Source organism: Pseudomonas cichorii (genome assembly GCF_003700275.1).
In the GTDB taxonomy this organism is placed as follows: Bacteria; Pseudomonadota; Gammaproteobacteria; order Pseudomonadales; family Pseudomonadaceae; genus Aquipseudomonas; species Aquipseudomonas cichorii_B.
Genome location: NZ_RBRE01000060.1, coordinates 25916 through 50094, shown reverse-complemented (window position 1 = coordinate 50094; position 24179 = coordinate 25916). Strand labels below are relative to the sequence as shown.

The 24179-nt window shown below is 59.4% G+C and carries 12 protein-coding genes; all 12 read left to right on the top strand.

Annotated elements, in window-relative coordinates:
* Window positions 1-11 precede the first annotated feature (11 nt).
* Window positions 12-13328 carry a filamentous hemagglutinin N-terminal domain-containing protein gene (locus tag ALQ04_RS16655; protein WP_122316857.1) on the top strand — a complete coding sequence of 4439 codons (13317 nt, stop codon included), beginning with the start codon at window positions 12-14 and terminating at the stop codon, window positions 13326-13328.
* Window positions 13325-13582, top strand: a complete 258-nt coding sequence (locus ALQ04_RS26775; RefSeq protein WP_147466606.1) for a hypothetical protein — start codon at window positions 13325-13327, stop codon at window positions 13580-13582. The genes ALQ04_RS16655 and ALQ04_RS26775 overlap by 4 nt, the downstream gene beginning before the upstream one ends.
* Window positions 13583-13933: 351 nt before the next feature.
* Window positions 13934-14428 (top strand): hypothetical protein, encoded by a 495-nt coding sequence (locus ALQ04_RS16645; RefSeq protein WP_122316855.1) that lies wholly within the window; start codon window positions 13934-13936, stop codon window positions 14426-14428.
* Window positions 14429-14738: 310 nt separating this feature from the next.
* Window positions 14739-15689: a LysR family transcriptional regulator gene (locus ALQ04_RS16635; RefSeq protein ID WP_122316854.1), complete on the top strand. Its 951-nt coding sequence runs from the start codon at window positions 14739-14741 to the stop codon at window positions 15687-15689.
* Window positions 15690-15892: 203 nt separating this feature from the next.
* Window positions 15893-17353, top strand: a complete 1461-nt coding sequence (locus ALQ04_RS16630; RefSeq protein ID WP_122316853.1) for a SidA/IucD/PvdA family monooxygenase — start codon at window positions 15893-15895, stop codon at window positions 17351-17353.
* On the top strand, window positions 17350-18324 hold the full coding sequence (locus tag ALQ04_RS16625) for an ABC transporter permease (protein WP_122316852.1): 975 nt from the start codon (window positions 17350-17352) through the stop codon (window positions 18322-18324). The genes ALQ04_RS16630 and ALQ04_RS16625 overlap by 4 nt, the downstream gene beginning before the upstream one ends.
* Window positions 18321-19226 carry an ABC transporter permease gene (locus ALQ04_RS16620; RefSeq protein ID WP_122316851.1) on the top strand — a complete coding sequence of 302 codons (906 nt, stop codon included), beginning with the start codon at window positions 18321-18323 and terminating at the stop codon, window positions 19224-19226. Before ALQ04_RS16625 ends, ALQ04_RS16620 begins: the two co-directional genes overlap by 4 nt.
* Window positions 19223-20203, top strand: coding sequence for an ABC transporter ATP-binding protein (locus tag ALQ04_RS16615; RefSeq protein ID WP_122316850.1), 981 nt, complete (start codon window positions 19223-19225; stop codon window positions 20201-20203). The genes ALQ04_RS16620 and ALQ04_RS16615 overlap by 4 nt, the downstream gene beginning before the upstream one ends.
* Window positions 20193-21200, top strand: coding sequence for an ABC transporter ATP-binding protein (locus ALQ04_RS16610; RefSeq protein WP_122316849.1), 1008 nt, complete (start codon window positions 20193-20195; stop codon window positions 21198-21200). Before ALQ04_RS16615 ends, ALQ04_RS16610 begins: the two co-directional genes overlap by 11 nt.
* Window positions 21201-21258: 58 nt before the next feature.
* Window positions 21259-22824, top strand: coding sequence for an ABC transporter substrate-binding protein (locus ALQ04_RS16605; RefSeq protein ID WP_122316848.1), 1566 nt, complete (start codon window positions 21259-21261; stop codon window positions 22822-22824).
* 64 nt (window positions 22825-22888) lie between these two features.
* The gene (locus tag ALQ04_RS16600; RefSeq protein ID WP_122316847.1) at window positions 22889-23413 is read left to right on the top strand and encodes a CMD domain protein; all 525 of its coding nucleotides are present in this window, start codon (window positions 22889-22891) and stop codon (window positions 23411-23413) included.
* On the top strand, window positions 23410-23997 hold the full coding sequence (locus tag ALQ04_RS16595) for a peroxidase-related enzyme (protein WP_122316846.1): 588 nt from the start codon (window positions 23410-23412) through the stop codon (window positions 23995-23997). The genes ALQ04_RS16600 and ALQ04_RS16595 overlap by 4 nt, the downstream gene beginning before the upstream one ends.
* Window positions 23998-24179: the final 182 nt, after the last annotated feature.

Here is a 24179-nt window from a genome sequence, read left to right as displayed (position 1 = left end):
AACACCCGCACATGGACGTCAAGCACTTCGCCTTTCTGGCCCGTCAACCGTCGGCCGGCCTGCAGCAGCGTGAGCGTTTCTGGGGGATGCCCAAGCGCGGGATTGCGTTGATCCTGGCCAATGCCATGTTCTGGCAGCCGCTGTGGGCGCAGGCGGACGGAATCGTGGTCAGCAGTGGCTCGACCAGCGTCGGCGCGGCGGGCAACGGGGTGCCGATCATCAACATTGCCGCGCCCAACGGCAGCGGCCTGTCGCATAACCAGTTCCAGCAGTATAACGTCGGCAGCCAGGGGGTAATCCTCAACAACGCCACGGCGCCGACCCAGACCCAGAGTACTCAACTGGGCGGCATCATCATCAGCAACAGCAACCTGCAAGGTTCGGCGGCGACCACCATCCTCAATGAGGTGGTCAGCAACAACCGCACCGAACTCAAGGGCTACACCGAAGTGGCCGGGCAGGCGGCCAAAGTGATCGTCGCCAACCCGTACGGCATTACCTGCGATGGTTGTGGTTTTATCAACACGCCGCAGGCGACCCTGACCACCGGCAAACCGATGCTCGATGGCAATGGCAACTTGACGCACTTCAACGTCCAGGGCGGCAGCGTGTCCATCGAAGGTGCCGGGCTCAACGCCGACAACCTCGACCAGTTCGACATCATCACCCGCAGCGCCCGGGTCAACGCCGAGCTGCACGCGAAAAAGCTCAATATCATCGCCGGTCGCAACGACGTCGATGCGCAGACCCTGAACACCACGGCGCTGGCCGACGACGGCAGTGCCAAGCCGACCCTGGCGATCGACAGCTCGGCCCTGGGCGGAATGTACGCCGGTGCGGTGAAGCTGGTGGGCACCGAAGCCGGGGTCGGGGTAAGACTGGCGAGCAATGTGGCGGCCAGTGCCGGTGATATCCAGATCGATGCCAATGGCCACCTGAGCATGACCCAGATGGCCGCCAGCGGTGCGGTCACGGTCAATGCGAATAGTGTCGAGGCCAACGGGCCGTTGTATGCCGGTTCTTCGCTGACCGTGACGACGCCGGGCGACCTCACGGTGACCCGCAACATCGCCGCGCGCGACACCGTTAACCTGTCCAGCAGTGGGCAACTTAAAAACAGCGCGATCATCGAGGCCGGCGTCAACGCCGACAACAGCCGCAATACGACCGGCGATGTGGTGCTTGCAGCCAAGAACCTGACCAACACCGGCAGCATCGTCGCCAGCCGTGCCCTGCAGGCCGAGGTCACCCAGACCCTGAACAACCAGGGCGCGACCCTGAGCGGCCAGGCCAGCACCCGGATCGTCAGCGCGACCCTCGACAACCGCCAGTCGGGGCGCATCCTGAGTCAGGGCGGCAGCGTCGAGGTCACAGCCAGTGGCGTGTCGAACGGCCAGAAGGGACTGATCTCCAGTGCTGGCACGATGACGATCAATGCCGCCTCGCTGGATAACCAGCAGGGTGTAGTGCGCAGCACAGGTGCCTCGACCCTCACCGTCACCGACGCGGTGGTCAACCGGGGCGGCGAAGTGCTGAGCGATGCCAGCCTGACGCTCAACAGTGGCAGCCTGGACAACAGCCGCAGCGGCCGCATGGCTGCCAAAGGCGTGATGGTCACCACCGGCGCCTTCGACAACAGTTTTGACGGCCGCCTGACCAGCACCGAAGCAATGAGCCTGACCGCCGCGCAGGTCAATAACAGCGAAGCCGGGCGCATTGCCAGTGCCATGGCGTTGACCGCTGTGGTCACCGGCCTGGATCAGCACAGCGACGGTCGTTTGTACAGCAACAGCGACGTCAGCCTCGACTTGAGCCACGGTCACCTCAATAACCAGGACGGTCTGATCACCGCCCCTGGTCAACTGCTGCTGAACAACCTCGGCACAGTCACTAACCAGAGCGGCGAGATTTCCAGCGCCCACGCCTTCACCCTGGCGGCCACGGCGCTGGACAACACCGACGGCACGCTGCTTAGTGATCAGGCGCTGATCGTGCGGGTCGACAAGGTCTTGACCAACCTGCGCGGGCTGGTGTCCGGCACCGGCGTCGAGCTGGAAGCCGGTGAACTGGATAACACCCAGGGCAGCGTCAGCAGCGACGCGGCCCTGACGCTGGACGTGACCGGCCAGCTGAGCAACCACAAAGGCCTGCTGAGCAGTGCGTTTGACACCACCCTGAACGCGCTGAGCCTGAACAACACCGAAGGCCAGGTCATGGCCGATCAGGTGCTGACGGTCATTCTGGGCGGCGACCTCGATAACCAGGCCGGGACCCTGGGCGCGGGCCAGGGCGCGACGATTAGTGCCGTGGGCCTGGATAACCGTCAGGCCGGTGCAGTGCTGACCGATGGGCAACTGGATTTGATCCTGAGCGGCACCCTGGATAACCGCACCGGTGGCCAGGTGCAGGCCAAGGGCATTCTCAACCTGACCAGCCAGGCCCTGAACAACCAGGGTGGCCGGGTGGTGGGGCAGGACCTGTTGACCGTGCACAGCGGCAGCGCGCTCAACCGCGGCGGGGTGATCCGCGCCGACAAGCTGATGACGCTGTTGATCGGTGACCTCGACAACAGCCAGACCGGTCTGACCGCCGCCCAGAAGGGCGTGATCTCCAGCAAGGCCGGGCTGGAACTCATCGGCACCCACCTGAATAACCAGAGCGGCCTGCTCAATGCCGTGGGCGTGATGACGTTGCAGGCCGACACGGTGCTCAACGGGGCGGGCCGTATCGCCAGCCAGAGCGACCTGACGGCCACCGTCGGCAGCCTGAGCCAGCATGGCGGCGAGCTGGTGGCGCAAGGCACCCTGACCCTGAGCGGCCAGAGCCTGGATAACCAGGCCGGGGGGCTGGTCGGCGCGACCAAAGCGCTAAAACTGGTGGTCGACGACATCGACAACCGGGCCGGGGAAATCTCCAGCCAGGTAGGCGTCGAGATCATCGGCGACCGCCTCGACAACAGCGACGGCGGCAAGGTACTGGCCGGCACGGCGCTGCAGCTGGTGGTCGAGCGCATCATCAACCAGAACAAGGGCCTGCTGTTTGGCCAGACCCTGAACCTGGAAGGCCATCACCTGGACAACGCCGGCGGCACGCTGGCCAGCCAGCAGGACCTGACGATTGTCCTCACCCGAGATCAGAATCATAACGATCCCCAGAACCATAACGGCGCGCTGAACAATAGCGGCGGCCTGCTCAGTAGCGAAGCGGCACTGACGGTCACCGCCGAGTCGCTGGACAACACCGGCGGCACGCTGTCCAGCGCCAAGGCGCTCAAGGTCACCACCACCGGTGCGTTGATCAACGAAGGCGGCTCGATCACCACCGACACGACCCTGACCCTGGTCAGCGACAGCCTGGACAACCGCCAGCAAGGCAAGCTGTCCGGGCAGGGCGCGACCAGCGTCACCACCGGCGCCTTCGACAACAGCCAGGGCGGGCAACTGACCGGCGGCGACACCTTGGAGCTGATCGCCGGCGACGTCATCAACCAGAGCGCGGGGCGTATCGCCAGCGCCCTGGCCCTGACCGCCAGCGTCACGCGCCTCGATCAACAGGGCGGCGAGCTGTTCAGCAACACCACCCTGAGCCTGGACCTCAATCACGGGCAACTCAACAACCAGGGCGGCCTGATCAACAGCCCCGGCGCCTTGTTGTTGAAAAACCTCAAGGGCGTGGACAACCAGGGCGGTGAAATCTCCAGCGCCCTGGCTTTTACCCTGGCCGCCCAACACCTCGACAACAGCGCGGGCAAGCTGCTCAGCAACCAGGCATTGACCCTGGACCTGGTCGAGTTCTTCAGCAACCTCAAGGGCAGCGTGTCAGCCACCGGCCTGAACATCGACAGCGCCAGCCTGGACAACGGCGAAGGGCTGATCAGCAGCCGGGGCGACCTGAAACTGACCGTCGACAAGACCCTGAGCAACGTCAAGGGCACGGTGATTGCCGATGGCGATCTGGAAATAAGCGCCGCGAGCGGCGACAACACCCAAGGCCAGATCTCCAGCCAACAAGCGCTCATCGCGCGGATCGGCAACCTGCAACAGGCAGGCGGTCAACTGTTCGCTCTGAGCACCCTGAACCTGACCGGCGACATCCTGAACAACAGCGCCAAGGGCTTTGTCGGGGCCGGTGAGGCCCTGACCCTCACCGTCGATGACGTCGACAACCAGGGCGGCGAGATCTCCACGCAACAGGGCATCACCCTGACCGGCCAGACGCTGAACAACAACAGCGGCCAGATCCTCGCGCAACAGGCGCTGACCCTCGACGTCGCGAACACCACCAACCACGCCCAAGGCGTACTGTCCGGCAAGACCGGCCTGAGCCTGGCCGGCATCTCTCTCGATAATACCGGTGGCGTGATGAATGGCCTGCAAGGCCTGGTCATCGACCTGTCCGGCGCGCTGGACAACAGCCGCGGTGCGATCAGCAGCGAAGGTAGCCTGCAACTGAGCATGGCCAGCCTGACCAACAGCGCCGGCAGCGTGTCCAGTGCCGGCAAACTGACCCTCGACAGCGAAGGGGCCATCCTCAACCAGAGCGGCGAACTGGTCACCGATGACGTCCTCGAACTGACCAGCGCCAGCCTCGACAACAGCCAGCAAGGCGTTATCAGCGGCAAGGGCCTGATGACCCTCACCACCGGCGACCTGGGCAACAGCCAGAAGGGCCGGATCAGCAGTGGCGAGCGCCTGGACCTGACCGCTGCCACCCTGACCAACCGCGACGGCGGCAGCATCGGCAGCCAGCAGGCGCTGGTGGCCAGCGTCAGCCGCCTCGATCAACAAAAAGGCAGCCTGTTCAGCAACACCTCGCTGAGCCTGGACCTCAATCACGGCGAACTGGATAACCGTGGCGGCCTGATCAACGCGCCCGGCACACTGCTGCTGAAAAACCTCAAGAGCGTGCTCAACCAGGGCGGTGAAATCTCCAGCGCCCAGGCCTTCACGCTCAAGGCCCAGGCACTGGACAACAGCGGCGGGGCAGTGCTCAGCAATCAACGGCTGACCCTGCGCATCGACCAGGCGCTGAGCACCATCAAGGGCATGATCGCGGCGGCGGGTATCGATGCTACCGCGGGCACCCTGGACAACACCGGCGGCACGCTGACCAGCCGCAACGCCCTGGACCTGACCGTCACCGGCCTGCTGACCAACCGCGACCAGGGCCTGATCAACGCCGCCGAGACCCTCAAGATCACCTCGGCCGACCTTAATAACCGCAGCGGCCAGTTGCTGGGCAACACCGCGCTGACCCTCAACAGTGCCGCACTCGACACCGGCGCCAACGGCCTGATCAACAGCCGTGGCACCCTGACTCTTACTGCCGACAGCCTGACTGCCGACAATGGCGGCGAAGTCTCGGCGCTGGGCAACATGACTCTGGTGCTCGACGCCCTGTCGCTCAATGCCGGACGCCTGCTTGGCGAGGCGGGGCTGAGCATCGACCTCAACGGCGCCGACCTGCACAACCGGGCCGGCCTGATCAGCGCCCAGGGACCCTTGACCCTCAGCCGCCTGCGCGACGTCAACAACCAGGGCGGGGAAATCTCCAGCGCGCAAAGCTTCACCCTGGCCGGAGGCACCGTCGACAACAGCGGCGGCAAACTGATCAGCAGTAACCTGCTGACCCTCAATACTGGCAGCCTGCTTAACCAGAACGGCCTGATCTCCGGCTGGCAAGGGCTGGACGTGACCGCCACGTCACTGGACAACCGCAGCAACGGTACCTTGTCCAGCCGCAGTGGTGCGGTGGACGTGGAACTCAGCGGGGCGCTGCTCAACAGCGGCAACGGCGCGCTGGTCAGCCAGAAAGCCCTGAGCGTCACCGCCGACAGCCTCGACAACAGCGGCGGCATCCTCTCCAGCGCGGCCGAGCAGACCTTGACCGTCACCGGCCTGCTGAACAATAGCCAGAAAGGCCTGATCGACAGCGGGGCCGGGCTGGTGATCACCGCCGCAGCCCTCGATAACACCGCAGGCACGGTGATCAGCAAGAACCAGGCGACGCTCGACCTGATCGGCGCCTTGACCAACACCGGCGGCCAGCTCGCCAGTGGTGCGTCCTTGCTGCTCAAGCGCAGCAGCGCCGTGCATAACCAGGGCGGTCAACTGGTCAGCCAGGGCCTGATGACCCTCAACACCGGGCTGCTGGACAACAGCAATCGCGGCACCGTGGCGTCCAACGGCACGCTGCTGGTCCTGGCCAGCGGCAAGGTCCTCAATAATGCCGACGGCCTGATCTACAGCCAGACCGCCGACGTGCAACTGGAAGGCGCCAGCCTCGACAACGCCGCAGGCGCCGTGCAGAGCCAGAGCGCCCTGACCGTCAAGGTCGTCGACGGCATCGACAACCAGAGCGGTCGCCTCATCGCCCAGAACGCCGACCTGTATGTCAAAGGCACCCGCCTCGACAGCCGTGGCGGAGTGCTGTCCAGCCTCAAGGGCCTGTTTACCGCGCAGATTACCGGCGTGCTGAGAAACGGCTACGCCCTCAACACCACCCAGGGCGGCGTCATCCAGGCCCAGCGCCTGAACCTGACCGCGCTGGGCGGCTTCAACAACTACGGCGGCCGCGTCTCGGCCAGCACCGGCGAGGCGCTGATCACCACCGCCAACTTCGACAACCGCAACGGCGGCCTGTACGCCAAAGGCCTGGTGCGCGTTATCGGCCATGACTTCGACAACAGCGGCGACAACGACGGCCAGATCGCCGGGGGCCAGGTCAACCTGCAACTGACCGGCGCGCTGAACAACCGCCTGGGCATCATCGAAAGCGACAGCACTCTTGCGATCAGGGCCGCGAGCCTCGACAACCAGACCGGCCAGATCCGCTCGCTCGGCACCAGCGACACCGCCGACTTCCAGATCGGCACCCTGTTCGACAACAGCAACGGCACCGTGGAAGTTGCCAACAGCAACCTGATCCTCAATGCCGCCAGCTTCCTCAACACCAACGGCAACCTGCTGCAGGCTGGCACCGGCACCTTCGACATCTCGACCGCCAACCTCACCCGGGCGGGCGGCAACGTCGTGACCCGCGGCGGCCTGACCCTGACCGCCGACAGCTGGACCAACAACAGCGTGATCCAGGCCGGCCGGCTGACAGTGAATGTCGGCACCTTCAACCAGACCGCGAGCGGGCAACTGCTGGCTTCGAGCGCGTTTGTGGGGACCGGTGGGAGCTGGACGAATGACGGGTTGATTGCCAGTGACGGGACACTGAGCCTGAACCTGAGTGGAGGGTATGCGGGGAGTGGGCGTACGAGCAGCCTGGGAACCCTGGGCCTGACGGCCAGCCAACTGGCGCTGACCAGCGCTGCCAGCATCGCGAGTGGTGCCCGGGCAGAGCTCAATATCAGCGGCTTGGCCAGCAACTACGGTCGTATCACGTCGGCAGCCGATCTGATCGTCAATGCCGGGAGTGTCAATAACTACGGCACGTTGGGGGCTACGCAAAACCTCACCTTCAATACCGCGAGCCTGCTTAACAGCCAGGGGGTGATCTTCAGCGGTGGGGATATGCGGGCGAATGTAGGTAGCCTGACCAACTTGAAAGGCGATTTCTACGCGCTGAATAACTTGACTATCAAGGGCTATGGCGTTGAGCGGGCCAATCAGGTCTCGAATATATCGGGTTCGATGGAAAGTGGCGGCGACTTTTCGATCAGCGCGACGGCGTTTGAGAACCGCACTGAAGGTTCGGATGGCAAGCAGGATTTTTCTGCGGGTCGGACTTTGGTGAAGGGGATCATTGCGATGGATTGTGTCTGCCACAAATATTTTGAAGCTGACTTTATCGTGAGAGAGTTTTTTGAGGGCGGTCAAGATACTGATGTTACGGCATCTGCTTTGTTGGCGTCGGGGAGAGACTTTACTTTTAATGGTGACGACTTCCTGAATAACAAAAGCACGATCAGCGCTGTTGGTAATGTCATAATTAATTCGGGTAGTGTTAGAAATATAGGTACTGTTGGCGGGGCAATGGAACGTACGCGTGTTTATCGCACCGATGATTCTTTTTTTGTGAACTATGTCTATTCTTATAATCAACGTAATAATCCTGATTTTCCTAATATTTATTATGTTGGCAGTGGCGGCGAGCTTCGCTTGGGTGTGGTGACTAAGGTTTTTAGTACGGGTGGTGGTGATACGACTTATGAATATGTAACTTATGAAGTGAGGGATGCTATCACATCACAGTATATGCCTTATTATCCCATGTATTATCCTGAAGAACTGTGGAATGAGTATTTGCCCGTATCGCTGTACGATCGGAATAATCTTATCGAAGTCCCTGAGGAAATCACTCGCTTACAACTGCTCAGTGATGTGGAAAAAGTCGTGGATGGCAATGCTAGCGCTGGCCGTAGTGCTGTCATCCAATCGGGCGGTGATGTTTCCATAACAGCCACCCAAAACTTGCAGAATAGTGTTATTCGCCAGGATTACGTAGCCGGTGGCGGCACCAGTAAAGTTCAAGGCACCAGCCCCTCTGGTACAGGCACTACGATCATTCGCGTCAACGCCCAACTGTCACCTGATTTGTCCCAACAACAAGTCAACCCACTTACCCTGCCAGGCTTCAGCCTGCCCACCGGCCAGAACGGCCTGTTCCGCCTCAGCACCCAAACCGGCAATGACACCGCTGCCACTCAAGCCACTGGTGCGCCACAAAGCTGGACGCTCGGCAGTGCCAGCGTTTCGGTCGCGCAACGCGAGCAGACTGTTTCCGATGCCCAGGCCAGAGTCCTGCAGTTCGGTACTGCCGGGCAGGTTTCGACCGCCACTCGCCAACTGGCTGATGTGGTCCGTCAGAATGCCGGCTTGAGCGCCAATGCGTCAGCTTTCGACTCCAGCGCTCCAGCCGATTCCGCAAACAGCCTGCAACTGATCGCCCACAGCTCCGATTCGACAGGGGTAACACGCGTAAACGACGTTCAGGTTCCCGCTGGCAGTACCAGTCCTTCGAGCAGTGCAAACGCTCAGGTCCTGCGTGTCCAGGCCTTGCCGGGTAGCACAACCTCGTCCAGCCCACATAAATACCTGATCGAAACCAACCCGGTCCTGACCGACCTGCGCCAGTTCATGAGTTCGGACTACCTGCTGGCCAATCTGGGCTACGACCCTGATGAGAGCATGAGGCGTCTGGGTGACGGTTTCTACGAGCAGCGCCTCGTCCAGCAAGCCATCGTGGCCCGTACCGGTCAGGCGTTCCTGGCAGGGCAGACCTCCAACGAGGCTCAGTTCAAGTACCTGATGAACAACGCCATTGCCAGCAAGGAACAACTGAGCCTGGCGGTCGGTGTATCACTCACGTCTAGGCAAGTTGCGGCCTTGACCCACGATATCGTGTGGCTCGAAGAACATGAGGTAAATGGCGAGAAAGTCCTGGTGCCGGTGCTGTACCTGGCCCAGGCCAATAACCGTCTCGCCCCGAACGGCGCGTTGATTGCCGGTAATGACGTCACGCTGATTGCCGGCGAAGACCTCGATAACGTCGGGACATTGCGCGCGACGAATAACCTGTCGGCGACGGCAGGCAACGATCTGGTCAACGTTGGTCTGATCGAGGCGGGCAACCGCCTTGACCTGCTGGCGGGTAACGATCTGGTCAACAAGGCAGGGGGCATTCTGTATGGCCGTGATGTGACGCTGACCGCTACCCGTGGGGATGTCATCAATGAGCGGACAGTCATTCGCGACCAGCAGGGCGCAGCAGTGCTTCAGGACTTTGCGGATAGCGCCGCCCGTATCGAGTCTGTCAACGACATGACCCTGAAGTCCGGACGCGATATCAATAATATCGGCGGCACCCTGCAGGCCGGTCGCGACTTGAGCCTGATTAGCGGTCGTGATGTTTATATCGGTGCGGCACAAACCGAAACAGCACGGATCTTCAGTGCAAACAACACCCAGTCCAGCATCACGCAACTGGGCTCCAGCGTCAGCGTCGGCCGTGATCTTATGGCCATTTCGGGACGTGATATCAATGTTGTAGCCAGCGATATCGACGTCAAGCGCGACATCGCCATGGCCGCGACCGAGAACATGACGATCAGCTCGGCTGCCGACGAAACTCACTCCCTGTCCAGAAGCAAGAAACTCACCGTCCAGACCGACCATGTCAAACAGGTGTCGGCAGACCTGAATGCTGGCGGCAGCATTGCCCTCAGTGCGGGTCAGGATTTGGCAGTCATCTCGAGTCGTATCACAGCCGGTGAAGATGCGACGTTGAAAGCTGGCGAGAGCTTGAGTCTTCTGGCTGCGCAGGACAGTGATTACTACCTCTACGACAAAAAGAGCAAAGGCTCTTTCGGCGCCAAGAAAACCAAGCGCAGTGAAGTCACTGATGTTCGCAATGTCGGCAGCGAAATAACCACCGGTGGCGATCTGACGTTGAGTAGTGAAGGCGACCAGCTATATCAAGCAGCCAAGCTTACCAGTGGTAATGACCTGACCATTGAAAGTGGCGGTGGTATCAACTTTGAGGGTGTGAAGGACCTGCATCAGGAGAGCCACACCAAGAGCAGCAGCAGTCTCGTCTGGACCTCCATGAAAGGGAAGGGCCGCACCGATGAAACCTTGCGCCAGACAGAAATGGTGGCCCAAGGCGAATTGGCCATCCGCGCCGTCGAAGGCTTGAAGATCGACATCAAACAGGTCGATCAGCAAACCGTTAGCCAGACCATCGACGCGATGGTTCAGGCCGATCCGCAACTGGCCTGGTTGAAGGAGGCCGAGAAGCGTGGGGATGTGGACTGGCGGCAGGTGAAGGAGCTGCATGACTCCTTCAAGTACAGCAGCTCCAGCCTGGGTCAGGGCGCGATGTTGGCGATCATGATTATCATTACGGTAGTAACGGCCGGAGCTGGAACCTTTGCAGCAGCAGGCACAGCTGCTGGTTCTGCTGCAACTGGGGCAGCGACTGCCGCTGGTTTCTCTGCTACGACAGCTTTAACTATCGGGACGGCTGCTCATGCGGCGGCTGTGGCAAGTTTGACCTCTCTTACATCGCAGGCAGCGATTAGCACGATTAACAACAAAGGAAACCTGGGCGCTGCGCTAAAGGACACATTTAGTAGCGACAGTTTGAAAGGGGCTTTAGTTTCAGGGCTTACTGCTGGTTTCACAGCAGGTGTTATCGACCCTAACTTGAGCGGTACAAGCAAACCATTCAATAACCTTACTAAAGGCTTTGATCTGTCGAGCCTCAAGGACATTGGCGGCTTTGCAGTTAACGCCGGTGCACAAGGACTGGCTACGGGGGTAATCAATACAGCCATTAATGGCGGAAGCCTGGGCGATAACCTGACCAAGGCTCTTGTTTCCCAGGCTGGAAACGTAGCAGCAGCGGTTGGTTTTTATCAAATAGGAAGCATCGCTAACGAAAATTACGCAAAAGCATTCTTGAAGAATGATACGCAGGGAATGGCGCTCTGGGCAGAAGGCGGAATGGGGCGTACCGCATTGCATGCCATGATGGGGGGCGCAATTTCCTCGGCGACCGGTGGTGATTTCGCGACGGGAGCGGTTGCGGCAGGTGCCAGCCAAGCCATGGCAGGCGTATTGAATGATTCATTCAAGGATCTTCCAGAGTTTCGTGAGGCCGCATCAAAAATTGTGGGGTTGACTGCTGCAGGTCTGGCCGGAGGCGATATCGAGCAGGCCGCTTGGATTGCTGGTGTGGCAGACCAATACAACCGCCAGTTGCATCCCACCGAAATTCCGTTGTTGGTTAAACAGTCTGATAGTTTTGCAAAAGAGGCGAATATTAGCCCAGCAGAAGCTGAGAAGCGTTTGGCGCAAGCCTTGTTGTATTACACCGATGCTGAATGGAATGGTGTACTGACTGATAGGGACGTTAAGCCAGATGCACTGACACTCAAACATTTGGGTATCGCACTGTCGCCATTGGGTTCTACATATGCGCCGGCCGGAGGGGATGTGCCTGCGGCGGGAGCTAAGAACACCTACACCCCTGCCGAAGTAGTGGGTTTGATTACCAACTATCGCAACTCGCATACTGCGGAATATGTCAATCCCGAGATCAATGCCATCAATTTGCAGGGTGGGTTATTAGGAGATCCTACATACGCATATGCAGATTTTTATCGCAAGAACCTTGCATCTCCTTTTGACTTGTCGAATGCGTTCTCTGGACAGGCTGTTGGCATGTACCAGGGAGGGAAGAATGCTGTCTCTGATGCGGCTCTCTCTGTCTGGGCTCTATTGAGCAACCCGGCAGGAGTCAGTGAGCAAGTAGCTAATGGCCTCATGGGGCTAAGCAAAGACCCGTTGGGTTCCTTTGTGAATATCGCAGAGGCAAGCCAAACCCAAGAAGCAATGGCCACTCTTTACGACATGCAGGGTAATAGTGCGGCCAGCGCAGCCATTCGAGCGCAGAGTGCGACAGAGTTTGCACTGAATTTCCTTCCGACCAATCGTGCCAAGGCAGTAGCCGAGCTAAGTCTGGGACGTAAGCTCGGTTCAGAAGGCCCTTGCTGTTTTGCTGCCGGAACGATGGTTTCTACCCCTGACGGTGATCGAGCAATCGATACGCTCAAGGTCGGAGACATTGTCTGGAGTAAACCCGAGAGAGGCGGTAAGCCGTTTGCAGCTGCCATCCTCGCAACCCATGTGCGTACCGATCAGCCGATCTATCGCCTCAAGCTCAAGAGCGTTCGCCAGGATGGTCAGGCCGAGGAAGAAACGCTGCTGGTGACACCAGGTCACCCGTTCTACGTACCGGCTCAACGCGACTTTGTGCCCGTCATCGACCTGAAACCAGGCGATCGATTACAATCCCTTGAGGATGGTGCCAGCGAAAACACTTCATCTGAAGTCGAGTCACTGGAGCTTTACCTGCCGGAAGGCAAGACGTATAACCTGACGGTCGATGTCGGACATACGTTCTATGTCGGTAAGCTCAAGACCTGGGTGCATAACACTGGGCCTTGTGTGTTGCCGGAAGGGTATTTTGGGGCGAATGTTCCAAAAGGAACTGACTCAGGAGCAAGCAGTGCAGCTAATGCTGCTAGACTCAAAATGCAAATGGTTGCTGAGCAGGCGGCCGGAGCAAGGGCACCTACACAAATCACCAGCTATTCAAATCACGCATTGGAGCAATTTGCAGGAAGGGATGGTGGCATTGGTGTAAGCCAGTCAGCACTCAGTGGAGCTTGGTCTAGTCCTCTAAAGATTGAATATGTCCCTTCAAAGTACGGTCCAACATTCAGGTATACGGGGACGGATGCAGTCATAGTGGTCAATGCTGAAGGTAAAGTTGTCACCGGTTGGGGAAAATCAGCTGCGGGGACCGCTAAATGAGTAGCCTCTTAACAAGCGCCCAATTGCAGCTTTTATTTGCGTTGTGCTTTATGGCAGGAGAGCACCAACTAGCACTGGCTGAGAAATTACTTAATAGTTCATTATTATCAAGTGAGGTGGATGAGCTTTGTGAGTTGATTTCTAATGAATTTTTGATAAATGGAATAGAGGAAAGCTTCGAGCCGAATCGTTATGGTCTTGAGCTAGAACTGCTCCTGGATGCGGTCAACAGAGGTCGTGGTCAAGGTCGTTAGAGTTTCGTAATTTTTTGGCTCTTTGGTTGTTCCAAAAGAGGGGCCGTCTTTCAGTGAGATTAAGGCTGTACTTGAAAGTGCTCTGGCTCCCTATAAAGGAAGTACAGTAGTGGGGCACGCATTGTCTAAGTATGCTGGCAGGAAGCCAGAGATTTGGGGGCGAGTTACCGGCTCAATGAAAACGTGGAGTGATCAGGCCATGAACCACTTTCGAGAAATTGTACGAGCACCGGGAGAATTCAAACCTATAACTACTGATAAAGGGATCCCGTTTTTAGAAAAGCGCCTGCAAGATGGCCGAGGGGCCCGTCTGAATATGGATGGAACATTCAAGGGGTTTGTAGATTGATCATGAATGCTGAATCTTATGAAGTCGTTCTGGAAGGTGTTCCAGTAGGCGAGTTGTTTGCTCTGTTGAAATCTATAGAAGGTGGTGCAGAGACTCTTGCAGGATTAACACTCTCAGAGCCGTTGGAGGCTTCAGGTGAGGGAGGTGTGTCTAAAGCGCTTGTTGATGATTTTATAGCTTGCGAAGTGGATATCTGCCTATCAGAGCAGCTTGGTGGGCAATATGTTTCTTCAGAGATACAGATTCCTTTGATTTTGTTAAGGGTCATCAAACTTGGTAGCATTATCGATGTTGAATTGTCTTTTGATAGCTCGGAATTACTCGATATTGATGCTGTTATGGCTGCTATGAAAATATATTCGTGCGGTTTGTCAAAGTGCTTCGGGGGAATGGAGTATTACGGCGGCCTAGAGCCTGCTATGGATGCTGAGACTCGATATTTTACTAATGATACTCCCGGGCCTATGTCTATGAAGGAAGTCAAGGTTGGTTTATAGGTTTATGAACTTTGGGTCGATAGCATAAAGCAGTTGAGATCGTTACGGGAGTCAGGGATGTTGCTCATCATTTTCCAGATAAAACGGTAGAGGGATTACCGGTTGCATTCGGTAACGGTCGCAGTAGTGGCGCAAGTGTTTAGCGTCATGCCTTTTTCACCGCGCATTCGCAGCAGTTGTCGGCTCCGCGCCGCGCACTGACCCAGATCAATACTAGCGTTTACCCTTGCTACGTGTAGACTTCGTGCCGTTTGTTCCTCGGCGCCTCCGCCTGATGGACGTTTCCACTTCATTGAATCAAGGCGTGCATATGGATCTGCGGCAACTCGAGGCTTTTGCGGCGGTCATGTCGGCGGGCAGTGTGACGGCGGCGGGGAAGATGCTGGGGCGCTCGCAGCCTTCAGTGACTCGGGCCATCCAGGAGCTGGAGCAGGAATTGGGTTTTGCCTTGTTCGAGCGCAGTGGTCCGAAGGTCACGCCCACGCAGAAGGCGTTCATGATGTACGCCGAGGTCGAGAGTGCGTTGCTGGGTATCCGCAATATCCGTCAGCGGGCGCAGCATATTGCGCAGGACGAGAATCGCCAGATCAAGTTGGTGGCGATCCCGGCGCTGGCCGCTGGGCTGTTGCCCCTGGCCTTGTCGCGGTTGCCAGCCGAGCTGCGTCCGCAGCATATCCAGTTGCACAGCATGTCTCCGGAAAATGTGGTGCAGGCGGTGCTCTCCAAGACCATGGATCTGGGCGCAGTCAGCTTGCCGCTGGAGCATCGCGGGCTGGATATTCACTGGATCGGCGAGTCGCCTTGCGTGGCGGTGCTGGCTGCGGATTCGCCGCTGGCCCGGTTCGATGTGTTGCCGATGCAGGTGCTGGCCAGCCAGACGCTGATCACCATGTCCAATCCCTATCGCTTTCGGCGGCGCATCGACAAGGCTTTTCAGGACATGGGCGGCGTTGTTCCGCACATGCTGGATACCAATACCTCGCTGATCGCCATGCAGATGGCGCGGGTTGGGCTGGGCGTGGCGCTGGTCGACCCGTTCACTGCGCTGGGCGTACCTGTGCAGGGTGTGGTGGTGCGGCCTGTTGAGTGCAATATTCCGTTCTTTTTTGGTCTGGTTTCGGCGTTCGCCAGCCCGCTGTCCGAGGTGTCGCAGGCGCTGGTGGCGGAGCTGGCTGCTTCGGCGCAGAAGCTGCTGCCTTCCGTGGTGATGCATGCACCCAGTGAACATGATGCGCTGTTACAGAGCATTTACGCCGGTTGAGAGTGCACAGCGTTTCCAGCCTTCTTTTAACTGTTATCGCCTCTAGCTATATCAATATTCATTTTTCGCCGTTGTAGTAATAAATAGCAGCTTTTAGTATTCGTTTTTTGAATTCATAGGCCTTTTGAATTCAATAAATGTGAGTTTGGAGCGTTTTTTGTATGGAATCGCTCTATCCATGATCGTTAATACGAGTACTGAAAATGCCCGATACAAACGCAGCGATAGGTCTTGCCGCCTTGCAGGCCCGGCTCAAGCAGGATCTTGAGTGGCTGGACCTGCCTGCTTCGCCATGGGTCAAGCCGCGTGTTTATCAGGATGCTCCGGTACTCGATGTGGCGATCATCGGCGGCGGCATGGCGGGCTTGGCGCTGGCTGCCGAGTTGCGTCATCTGGGCGTGGTTGCGACGATTTTCGATCAGTCGCCCACCGGTTTCGAGGGGCCATGGGCGACCACCGCGCGCATGGAAACCCTGCGCTCGCCCAAGCAACTGACTGGCCCGGCACTGGGCTTGCCGGCCTTGACCTTCCGCGCCTGGTTCGAGGCGCAGTTTGGTCTGCAGGCGTGGAATGCGCTGGACAAGATTCCGCGCCTGCAATGGGCCGATTACCTGCGCTGGTATCGTCAGGTGCTGGATCTGGATGTGCGCAACGAGCATCGTGTCAGCCGGGTTCAGCCGCGCGCCGATGGCCTTGTCGAGCTGGATATCGTCAGCTCGGCGCATGGCCTGCAACGGGTTGCCCGACATGTGGTGCTGGCCACCGGACGCGACGGTCTGGGTGGGCCCTGGGTGCCGGATTTCGTGCATCAACTGCCTCGCGATTGCTGGGCGCACTCGGCCGACGGCCTGCAGGACGACTGGTTTGTCGGCAAGCGGGTGGCGGTAATCGGTGGTGGAGCTTCGGCCATGGACAGCGCGGCCACTGCGCTTGAGGCCGGTGCGCAAAAGGTCGACTTGCTGGTACGGCGCGCAGAGCTGCCGCGGGTTAACAAGGGCAAGGGTGCCGGTAATCCGGGGATGACTCACGGTTATTGGCGTCTGCCGGATAGCTGGAAGTGGCGCATTCGCCGTTACCTGAATGCCCAGCAAGTGCCGCCGCCACGTGGCAGCACCCAGCGGGTGTCACGTTCGCCGGATGCGCGCTTTCTGCTCAACAGCCCGATTGTTTCGATTGAGCAGACTGCAGCCGGCACGCTGGAGGTTCGCACTCCGAATGCCCGGCTGGAATATGATTTTCTGGTGTTCGCCACCGGCTTTCGGACCGACTTCAGTCTGCGCCCGGAGTTTTCTTCGTTCGCAGAGCATATCCAGGTCTGGAGCGACCGTTTCCAGGCACCGGAAGATGAGTTCGATGCCGAGTTGTCAGCCTTGCCGGACCTGGGAACCTGTTTCGAGTTTCAGCAGAAAACTCCAGGCGCCTGTCCGGGGATCGAGAAGATCCACTGCTTCAATTACCCGGCAGCCTTGAGCTACGGCGCGGTATCCGGCGATATCCCGGCTATCAGCGAAGGTGCCAAGCGCCTGGCTCACGGGCTGGTCGGGCAGTTGTTCAACGAGGATATCGATCTGCATTTTGCTGCGATGCAGAGCTATGCCGAGCCTGAACTGCTGGGTGACGAATGGGTGCCGGGTGCGCCCACAGCGCAAGAGTCGCTCGGATGATCGGCTGGGCCGTACGGCGCCTGGTGCAGTCGCTGCTGGTCGTGCTGCTCATGACTCTGGTGGTGTTCATCGGCCTGAATGCCATTGGCAATCCGATGGATATTCTGGTGGGTGAAGACCTGAACCAGGCCGAACGTCTGGCGGCCATTGCGCATCTGGGGCTGGACAAGCCGCTGTGGCAGCAATACCTGCTGTTCCTCAAGGGCGCGGCGAGCGGCAATCTCGGCCAGAGCTTCGTCTATCACGAAGATGCCATGCGCCTGATTCTGCAGCGGCTGCCGGCGACCTTCGAGCTGGCATTCAGCGCCTTGTTCCTTGCGGTGTTGCTCGGTGTGCCGCTGGGCATGTTCGCCGGAACCTATCCCGATCACCCGGTTTCACGGGTCCTGATGGCCAGCAGCATCGTCGGCTTTTCGCTGCCGGCGTTTTGGGTGGCGCTGATGATGATCATGTTGTTCTCGATCCAGTTGGGCTGGCTGCCAGCCAGTGGTCGTGGTGAAACCCGCGAGTTTCTCGGCGTGCAGTGGTCGTTCCTGACGCTGGACGGTTTGCAGCATCTGATTCTTCCGGCGCTGAACCTGGCGCTGTTCAAGATTTCCCTGGTGCTGCGTTTGACCCGTGCCGGTGTCCGCGAAGTGCTGCCCCAGGAGTTCGTCAAGTTCGCCCGGGCCAAGGGCCTGTCGCCGGTGCGGGTGATGTGCATGCATGTGATGCGCAACACCATGATTCCTTTGGTGACGGTGTTGGCAATGGAACTGGGTTCGACCATCGCCTATGCGGTGGTGACTGAAAGCATCTTTGCCTGGCCGGGTGCCGGCAAGCTGATTCTGGACAGCATCAACATGCTGGATCGCCCGGTGGTGGTGGCTTATTTGATGGTGGTGGTCGTGATTTTCGTAGTGCTCAATCTGATCGTCGATGCCTTGTATTACCTGCTGGATCCGCGTGTGCGCATCGAGGCCGGTCGATGAGCCTGGTAGAGGCTGCACGCCTGCAGGTGCAATCGCCCTGGCGTCTGGGCGCTATGGAGTTCTCCCGTTCCTACACCGCAATGTTCGGTTTGCTGTTGCTACTGGCGATCATTCTGGTCGCGCTGCTGGCTCCATGGATCGTGCCGCAGAACCCTTATGACCTGATGCAACTCAATGTGCTGGATGCGCGCCTGTCGCCAGGCAGTGAAAACCTCGATGCAGGTTATACCTACTGGCTGGGCACCGACGGGCAAGGGCGGGATCTGCTGTCGGCGATCATCTACGGGTTGCGTATCAGCCTGTGGGTCGGCATTGGTTCGGCGCTGATCGCCGCTGCTGTCGGAACCTTGCTCGGACTGATCTCGGCTTATGCCGGTGGCTGGCTCGATGCCTTGTTGATGCGGCTGGTGGACTTGTTGCTGTCGTTCCCGGTGATTCTCATGGCGCTGATGATCCTGGCCTGGCTGGGCAAGGGCGTCGGCAATGTGATGCTGACTCTGGTGCTGCTCGAATGGGCGTATTACGCCCGGACCGCCAGAGGCCAGGCCTTGAGTGAAAGCCGTCGCGAATATGTCGATGCAGCGCGCGGGCAGGGCATCAGTTCATGGCGGATCGTGGTGCGGCATATCCTGCCCAACTGTCTGCCGCCGCTGATCGTGATCGGCGCCTTGCAGATTGCCCGTGGCATCACTCTGGAAGCGACCCTGTCATTTCTGGGCCTGGGCGTACCGATTACCGAGCCGTCGCTGGGCCTGCTGATTGCCAATGGCTTCCAGTACATGCTCAGCAATGAGTACTGGATCAGTTTCTTTCCGGGCCTGGCGCTGTTGATCACCATTGTGGCCATCAATCTGGTAGGCGACCGCCTGCGCGATGTGCTGAACCCGAGGCTGCAACGATGAGTGTGCCTGAAGTGTCCCTGGCACAGCCAACGCTGGATGTGCGCAACCTGAGTACCTCGTTCCATACTCGCGCAGGTGTCTTGCCTGCAGTGCGTGATGTTTCCCTGCGCCTGCAACCGGGGCGGATTCTCGGGCTGGTGGGTGAGTCGGGTTCCGGCAAGTCGGTGACCGGCTTTTCGATTCTCGGACTGGTCGATGCGCCGGGGCGTATCAGCGGCGGTGAAGTGCTGTTTCAGGGGCGTGACCTGACGAAGTTGCCTGCGTCGCAGTTGCGCAGTCTGCAGGGCAACCGGATTGCGATGATCTTTCAGGATCCGATGATGACCCTCAATCCGGTCCTGCGCATCGACACGCAGATGATCGAGGCGGTGCAGGCCCATCGCCCCATGGGACGTCGCGAGGCGCGGCAGCATGCCAGCGATACCCTGGCTCTGATGGGCATCCCCAGCCCTGACGAGCGCCTGAACGCCTATCCGCATCAACTCTCCGGCGGCATGCGCCAGCGCGTGGCGATTGCCATTGCCTTGTTGCACGCACCGGATCTGATTATCGCCGACGAGCCGACCACCGCGCTGGACGTGACCATCCAGGCGCAGATTCTCAGCGAAGTGCAAAAGCTCGTACGTCAACAGGGAACCTCCCTGATCTGGATTACCCATGGACTGGCCGATGACATTGCGGTGATGTACGCCGGGCGGATTGTCGAGCAAGGCTCGGTATCGGCCGTTCTGGATCGTCCGCAGCACCCTTATACCCAAGGCCTGATCGATAGCCTTCCAAGCCGCAACAGGCGTGGTGAGCGTTTGCGGCAGATTCCCGGCATGGCTCCGGATCTACTGTCGATGCCTGCCGGCTGTGCCTTTGCTGCCCGTTGCTCAAGAGCCACGACCCAGTGCGGGCAGGAGCCTCAAAGCCGCGAGATCGAAGCCGGTCGACTGGTCCGTTGTTTTCATCCGGGAGCTGCCGATGAGTATTAAGCAAACGCCCATCGTCGAATTGAGCCAGGTCAGTAAAACCTTCGGCAAGCGTAGCAGTGACAGCACCTTGAGCCGCTGGCTGCAGCGTATGCAGTGGTCCAGGCCGCAGGCGCTGACTCATGCCGTGGATCGGGTCGATCTGCGCATCCAGCGCGGTGAAGTCGTGGGGCTGGTCGGGGAATCCGGGTGTGGCAAGTCAACGCTGGGGCGCATGGTCGCCGGGTTGTTGCCGGTGTCTTCCGGAACGGCGGCTGTCGATGGCAAGCCGCTGGACAGCCTGACGCCCGAAGAGCGTCTGGCGGCGCGGCTGAAGATCCAGATGATTTTCCAGGACCCGTCTTCCAGCCTCAATCCGCGTCTGCGGGTCGACCGGATTGTCGGGGAGGGCGCTTTGCTGCATGGCCTGACCGACAAGGCCGGGTTTGACGATTATGTCAGTGCGCAATTGCAACGTGCCGGCCTGAGCCCGCAACTGCGCCAGCGCTATCCGCACCAGTTCAGCGGTGGCCAGCGTCAGCGCATTGGCATTGCCCGGGCCTTGGCTGTGCAACCACAACTGTTGGTCTGTGATGAGTCGGTGGCGGCGCTGGACGTTTCCATTCAGGCACAGATTCTCAATCTGTTCATGGATCTGCGCGACGAACTGGGCCTGACCTATCTGTTCATCAGCCACGACCTTGGGGTGGTCGAACACCTCTGTAACCGTGTGGTGGTGATGTATCTGGGCCGGGTAGTCGAGAGCGCCAGCGTCGATGACCTGTTCGCCAGGGCCAACCATCCCTATACCCAGGCCCTGCTGGCGCAGATTCCGCGCTTCGATGTCCGCAGTGCCCGTTATGACGCGATCAAAGGGGAAATCCCCAGCCCGCTGAACCCGCCCGCCGGGTGTCATTTCCATCCTCGCTGTCCGCATGCCACGGCGCGCTGTCGCGAGGAAGCTCCACCGCTCAGGGAGGTCGCACCCGGTCACCTGAGCGCCTGTCACCTCAATCAATAGCTGCGAACGAGCGCCGCAAAGCCGTGCGCTCATTGCCATTACGCACAAGGAATAGTCCATGAATCCACTTGTCCGTTCACTGTTGGCCTCGGCCCTGATCCTGGCTGCCGGCAGCGCAGCGGCGCAGAGCCTGCGCATCGGTTATGCCGATCCGGTTTCCTCGCTCGACCCGCAACTCAATAACTATGCCGGCGACCGTTCGGTGGCGCTGCATGCCTTCGAGTCGCTGGTCAATCGCCGTGATGACAAGACCCTGCCGGGCCTGGCGCAAAGCTGGAAGGTGCTGGACGACAAGACCTGGGAGTTCAGCCTGCGCAAGGACGTCAAATGGCAGGATGGCCAGCCGCTGACTGCCGATGATTTCGTGTTCTCCTTCGAGCGCGCCCGCAAGGTGCCGGGCAGCGTAGCGTCCTATGCGGGTGCTATGCGCACGGTGGAGTCGATCACGGCCAGGGACGATCACACCCTGATCATCAAGACCACCACGCCTAATGCCAACCTGCTGCCGGATGTGGATTCGATCTACATCGTCAGCCGTCACGCTGGGGCAAGCGCGCCAAGTGCCGATTACAACAGCGGCAAGGCGATGATCGGCACCGGTCCTTATCGCTTCGTGTCCTTCGTGCCGGGCGACCGTACGATTTTCGAGCGCAATACTGGCTATTGGGGGCCCAAGCCGTTGTGGGACTCGGTGGACTATCGCTTCATCTCCAACGCCGCGAGCCGCACGGCGGCCTTGCTGGCCGGTGATGTGGACGTGATCGACAAGGTTTCGCCGACTGATGTCGAGCGCCTGAAAAAAAGTCCGAATGTCAGTGTGTTCGCTTATCCGGGCCTGCGCGCCTTGCTGATCCAGCCAAGTTTCCGCGAAGGTCCGAACGAGTTCATCCGTGACAACGCGGGCAAGCCTCTGGCCGAGAACCCGTTGCGCGACGTGCGGGTGCGTAAAGCCTTGTCCCTGGCTATCAACCGACAGGCGATTGTCGAGCGCATCATGCAGGGCACGGTGACCGAGGCCAATCAGTGGATGCCCGCCAATACCTTTGGCTACAACCCTGAGCTGAAGAACATCCCGTATGACCCGAAGCAGGCCAAGGAATTGCTGGCACAGGCGGGCTTTCCTGAAGGTTTCCAGTTGACCGTGCACGTGCCGGGCGACCGTTACCCGCAAGCGCCGGAAACCGTGCAGGCGGTGGCGCAGTTCTGGTCGCGGATTGGCGTCAAGGTGCAACTGGAAGTGCTGCCGTGGGCGGTTTATGCGGGCAAGGCCAACAAGAACGAATTTGCGATCAGCGTGATCGCCTGGGGTAATGGTACCGGCGAAGCGGCTTATGCGCTGACCAATATCCTGACCACGGTGGACAGCGTCAAAGGCCGTGGTGCATCCAATTGGGGGCATTACAGCAACCCGCTGGTGGATCAGGCGCTGGTCAACGCCACCTCGGAATTCGACGATGCCAAGCGTCGGGCGATTCTCGAAGAGTCGGCCAGGGTTGTGGCTGACGATGTCGGCATCATCCCGCTGTTTCACTACCAGAACATCTGGGCCGCTCGCAAAGGCCTGAAAGTGGAGCCGCTGGTCAGCGACCGTACTGCGGCGACCATGGTCACCGAACAGCCTTGAAACCTTGCGCATCCGCCTGGAGAGCCGGGCGGATGCGTTGTGCCAGACAATTGCAGGAGTGGATATGACCTCAACGGTAGAGCCGGGCACCGACGTCCTGGACAGCTTGCTGGGTATTGCGCCCGGAACCGATCTTTACAAGGTGCGCCATGCACGCGACAAGGTCGTGGCCGCAACCCAGGGCAGCCATGAGCTGTTTTTCGATCCGGGGCTGCAAGACAACCTGTCGCTGGCCGAGCGCCTGCTGGTCGCGTATTACGTGTGCCGCCTGACACCACAAGCCTTGCTGGCGGATTACTACCTTGAGCAGTTGCAAGCCCAGGCTGTCGATCCGGCGTTGATTGCCGCGATTGATCACGGTGCCATTGCGTCTCTGGACGCTGTGCGTCTGCAGGCGATTCTGGGATTCACCCGCACCTTGATCGAGTCGCCGGTCGAGGGTGATCGCGCTGCCTTGCAGACTCTGCAAGACGCTGGTCTCTCGTCCTCTGAAATCGTGGTGCTGGCGCAATTGATCGCTTTCCTGTCCTACCAGGTGCGGCTGGCAGCCGGCCTTGGCGCCTTGTCGACATTGGGAGAAGCACAATGAGCGAGCCTGTTCGCAGCAACGGTTTTACCAATGAAGTGCTGGGCTGGAAGGCCTGGTTGCCCACCGTGCAACTGGAAAACGCCACGCCGGAGCAACTGGAAGTCCTGACCGAGAGCCATCCGCAGGCCAAGACCTCGGATTACTACCTGACGCTGGTTCATCAGCCGCAGATCCTGCGTCAGCGTTCGGTGGCGTTCAACGCGATCATGTATGCACCGGGCGGTCTGTCGCGTGCCGAGCGTGAACTGGCCAGTACCGTGGTGTCGCGCATCAATCAATGTGTGTATTGCGCCTCGGTACATGCCCAGCGTTTCGAGCAACTGGCCAAGCGCAATGACGTGATTGCCCAGATATTTGCCGATCCGCAGACTGCTGGCACGACCGAGCGGGAAAAGGCCATTGTGCGCTTTGCCATCGATCTCACCCTGGATCCGGCTGCGCTGGATGTCGAGCATGTCAGGCCGTTGCGGGAGCAGGGGCTCGACGATGGGCAGGTGCTGGATCTGGTTCACGCCATAGCCATATTTGCCTGGGCCAACCGGCTGATGCTTAATTTAGGTGAACCGATTCACCCCAATGAGTGAAAATGTTTCATTTATGATAAAAAATGTTGTCCGAGTGTTGTACAAAAATACCTCTGTAGTATAAATTTTACAGCAGAGCCAGTTGGTTTGGCGCTGACTTTGCCGTTTTACGGTATAGACCACGCCACTGGCTCTTCCTATTCCTGGCTGCCGATTCCTCTTCGGCAGACGCACAGAGGCTG

Bases quoted from the DNA above. Each gene is read 5' to 3' on its own strand.
- ALQ04_RS16605 (WP_122316848.1), top strand. From the start codon at position 21,259: ATGAATCCACTTGTCCGTTCACTGTTGGCCTCGGCCCTGATCCTGGCT.
- ALQ04_RS16635 (WP_122316854.1), top strand. From the start codon at position 14,739: ATGGATCTGCGGCAACTCGAGGCTTTTGCGGCGGTCATGTCGGCGGGC.
- ALQ04_RS16620 (WP_122316851.1), top strand. From the start codon at position 18,321: ATGAGCCTGGTAGAGGCTGCACGCCTGCAGGTGCAATCGCCCTGGCGT.
- ALQ04_RS16615 (WP_122316850.1), top strand. From the start codon at position 19,223: ATGAGTGTGCCTGAAGTGTCCCTGGCACAGCCAACGCTGGATGTGCGC.
- ALQ04_RS16595 (WP_122316846.1), top strand. From the start codon at position 23,410: ATGAGCGAGCCTGTTCGCAGCAACGGTTTTACCAATGAAGTGCTGGGC.
- ALQ04_RS16655 (WP_122316857.1), top strand. From the start codon at position 12: ATGGACGTCAAGCACTTCGCCTTTCTGGCCCGTCAACCGTCGGCCGGC.
- ALQ04_RS26775 (WP_147466606.1), top strand. From the start codon at position 13,325: ATGAGTAGCCTCTTAACAAGCGCCCAATTGCAGCTTTTATTTGCGTTG.
- ALQ04_RS16630 (WP_122316853.1), top strand. From the start codon at position 15,893: ATGCCCGATACAAACGCAGCGATAGGTCTTGCCGCCTTGCAGGCCCGG.
- ALQ04_RS16625 (WP_122316852.1), top strand. From the start codon at position 17,350: ATGATCGGCTGGGCCGTACGGCGCCTGGTGCAGTCGCTGCTGGTCGTG.
- ALQ04_RS16610 (WP_122316849.1), top strand. From the start codon at position 20,193: ATGAGTATTAAGCAAACGCCCATCGTCGAATTGAGCCAGGTCAGTAAA.
- ALQ04_RS16600 (WP_122316847.1), top strand. From the start codon at position 22,889: ATGACCTCAACGGTAGAGCCGGGCACCGACGTCCTGGACAGCTTGCTG.
- ALQ04_RS16645 (WP_122316855.1), top strand. From the start codon at position 13,934: ATGAATGCTGAATCTTATGAAGTCGTTCTGGAAGGTGTTCCAGTAGGC.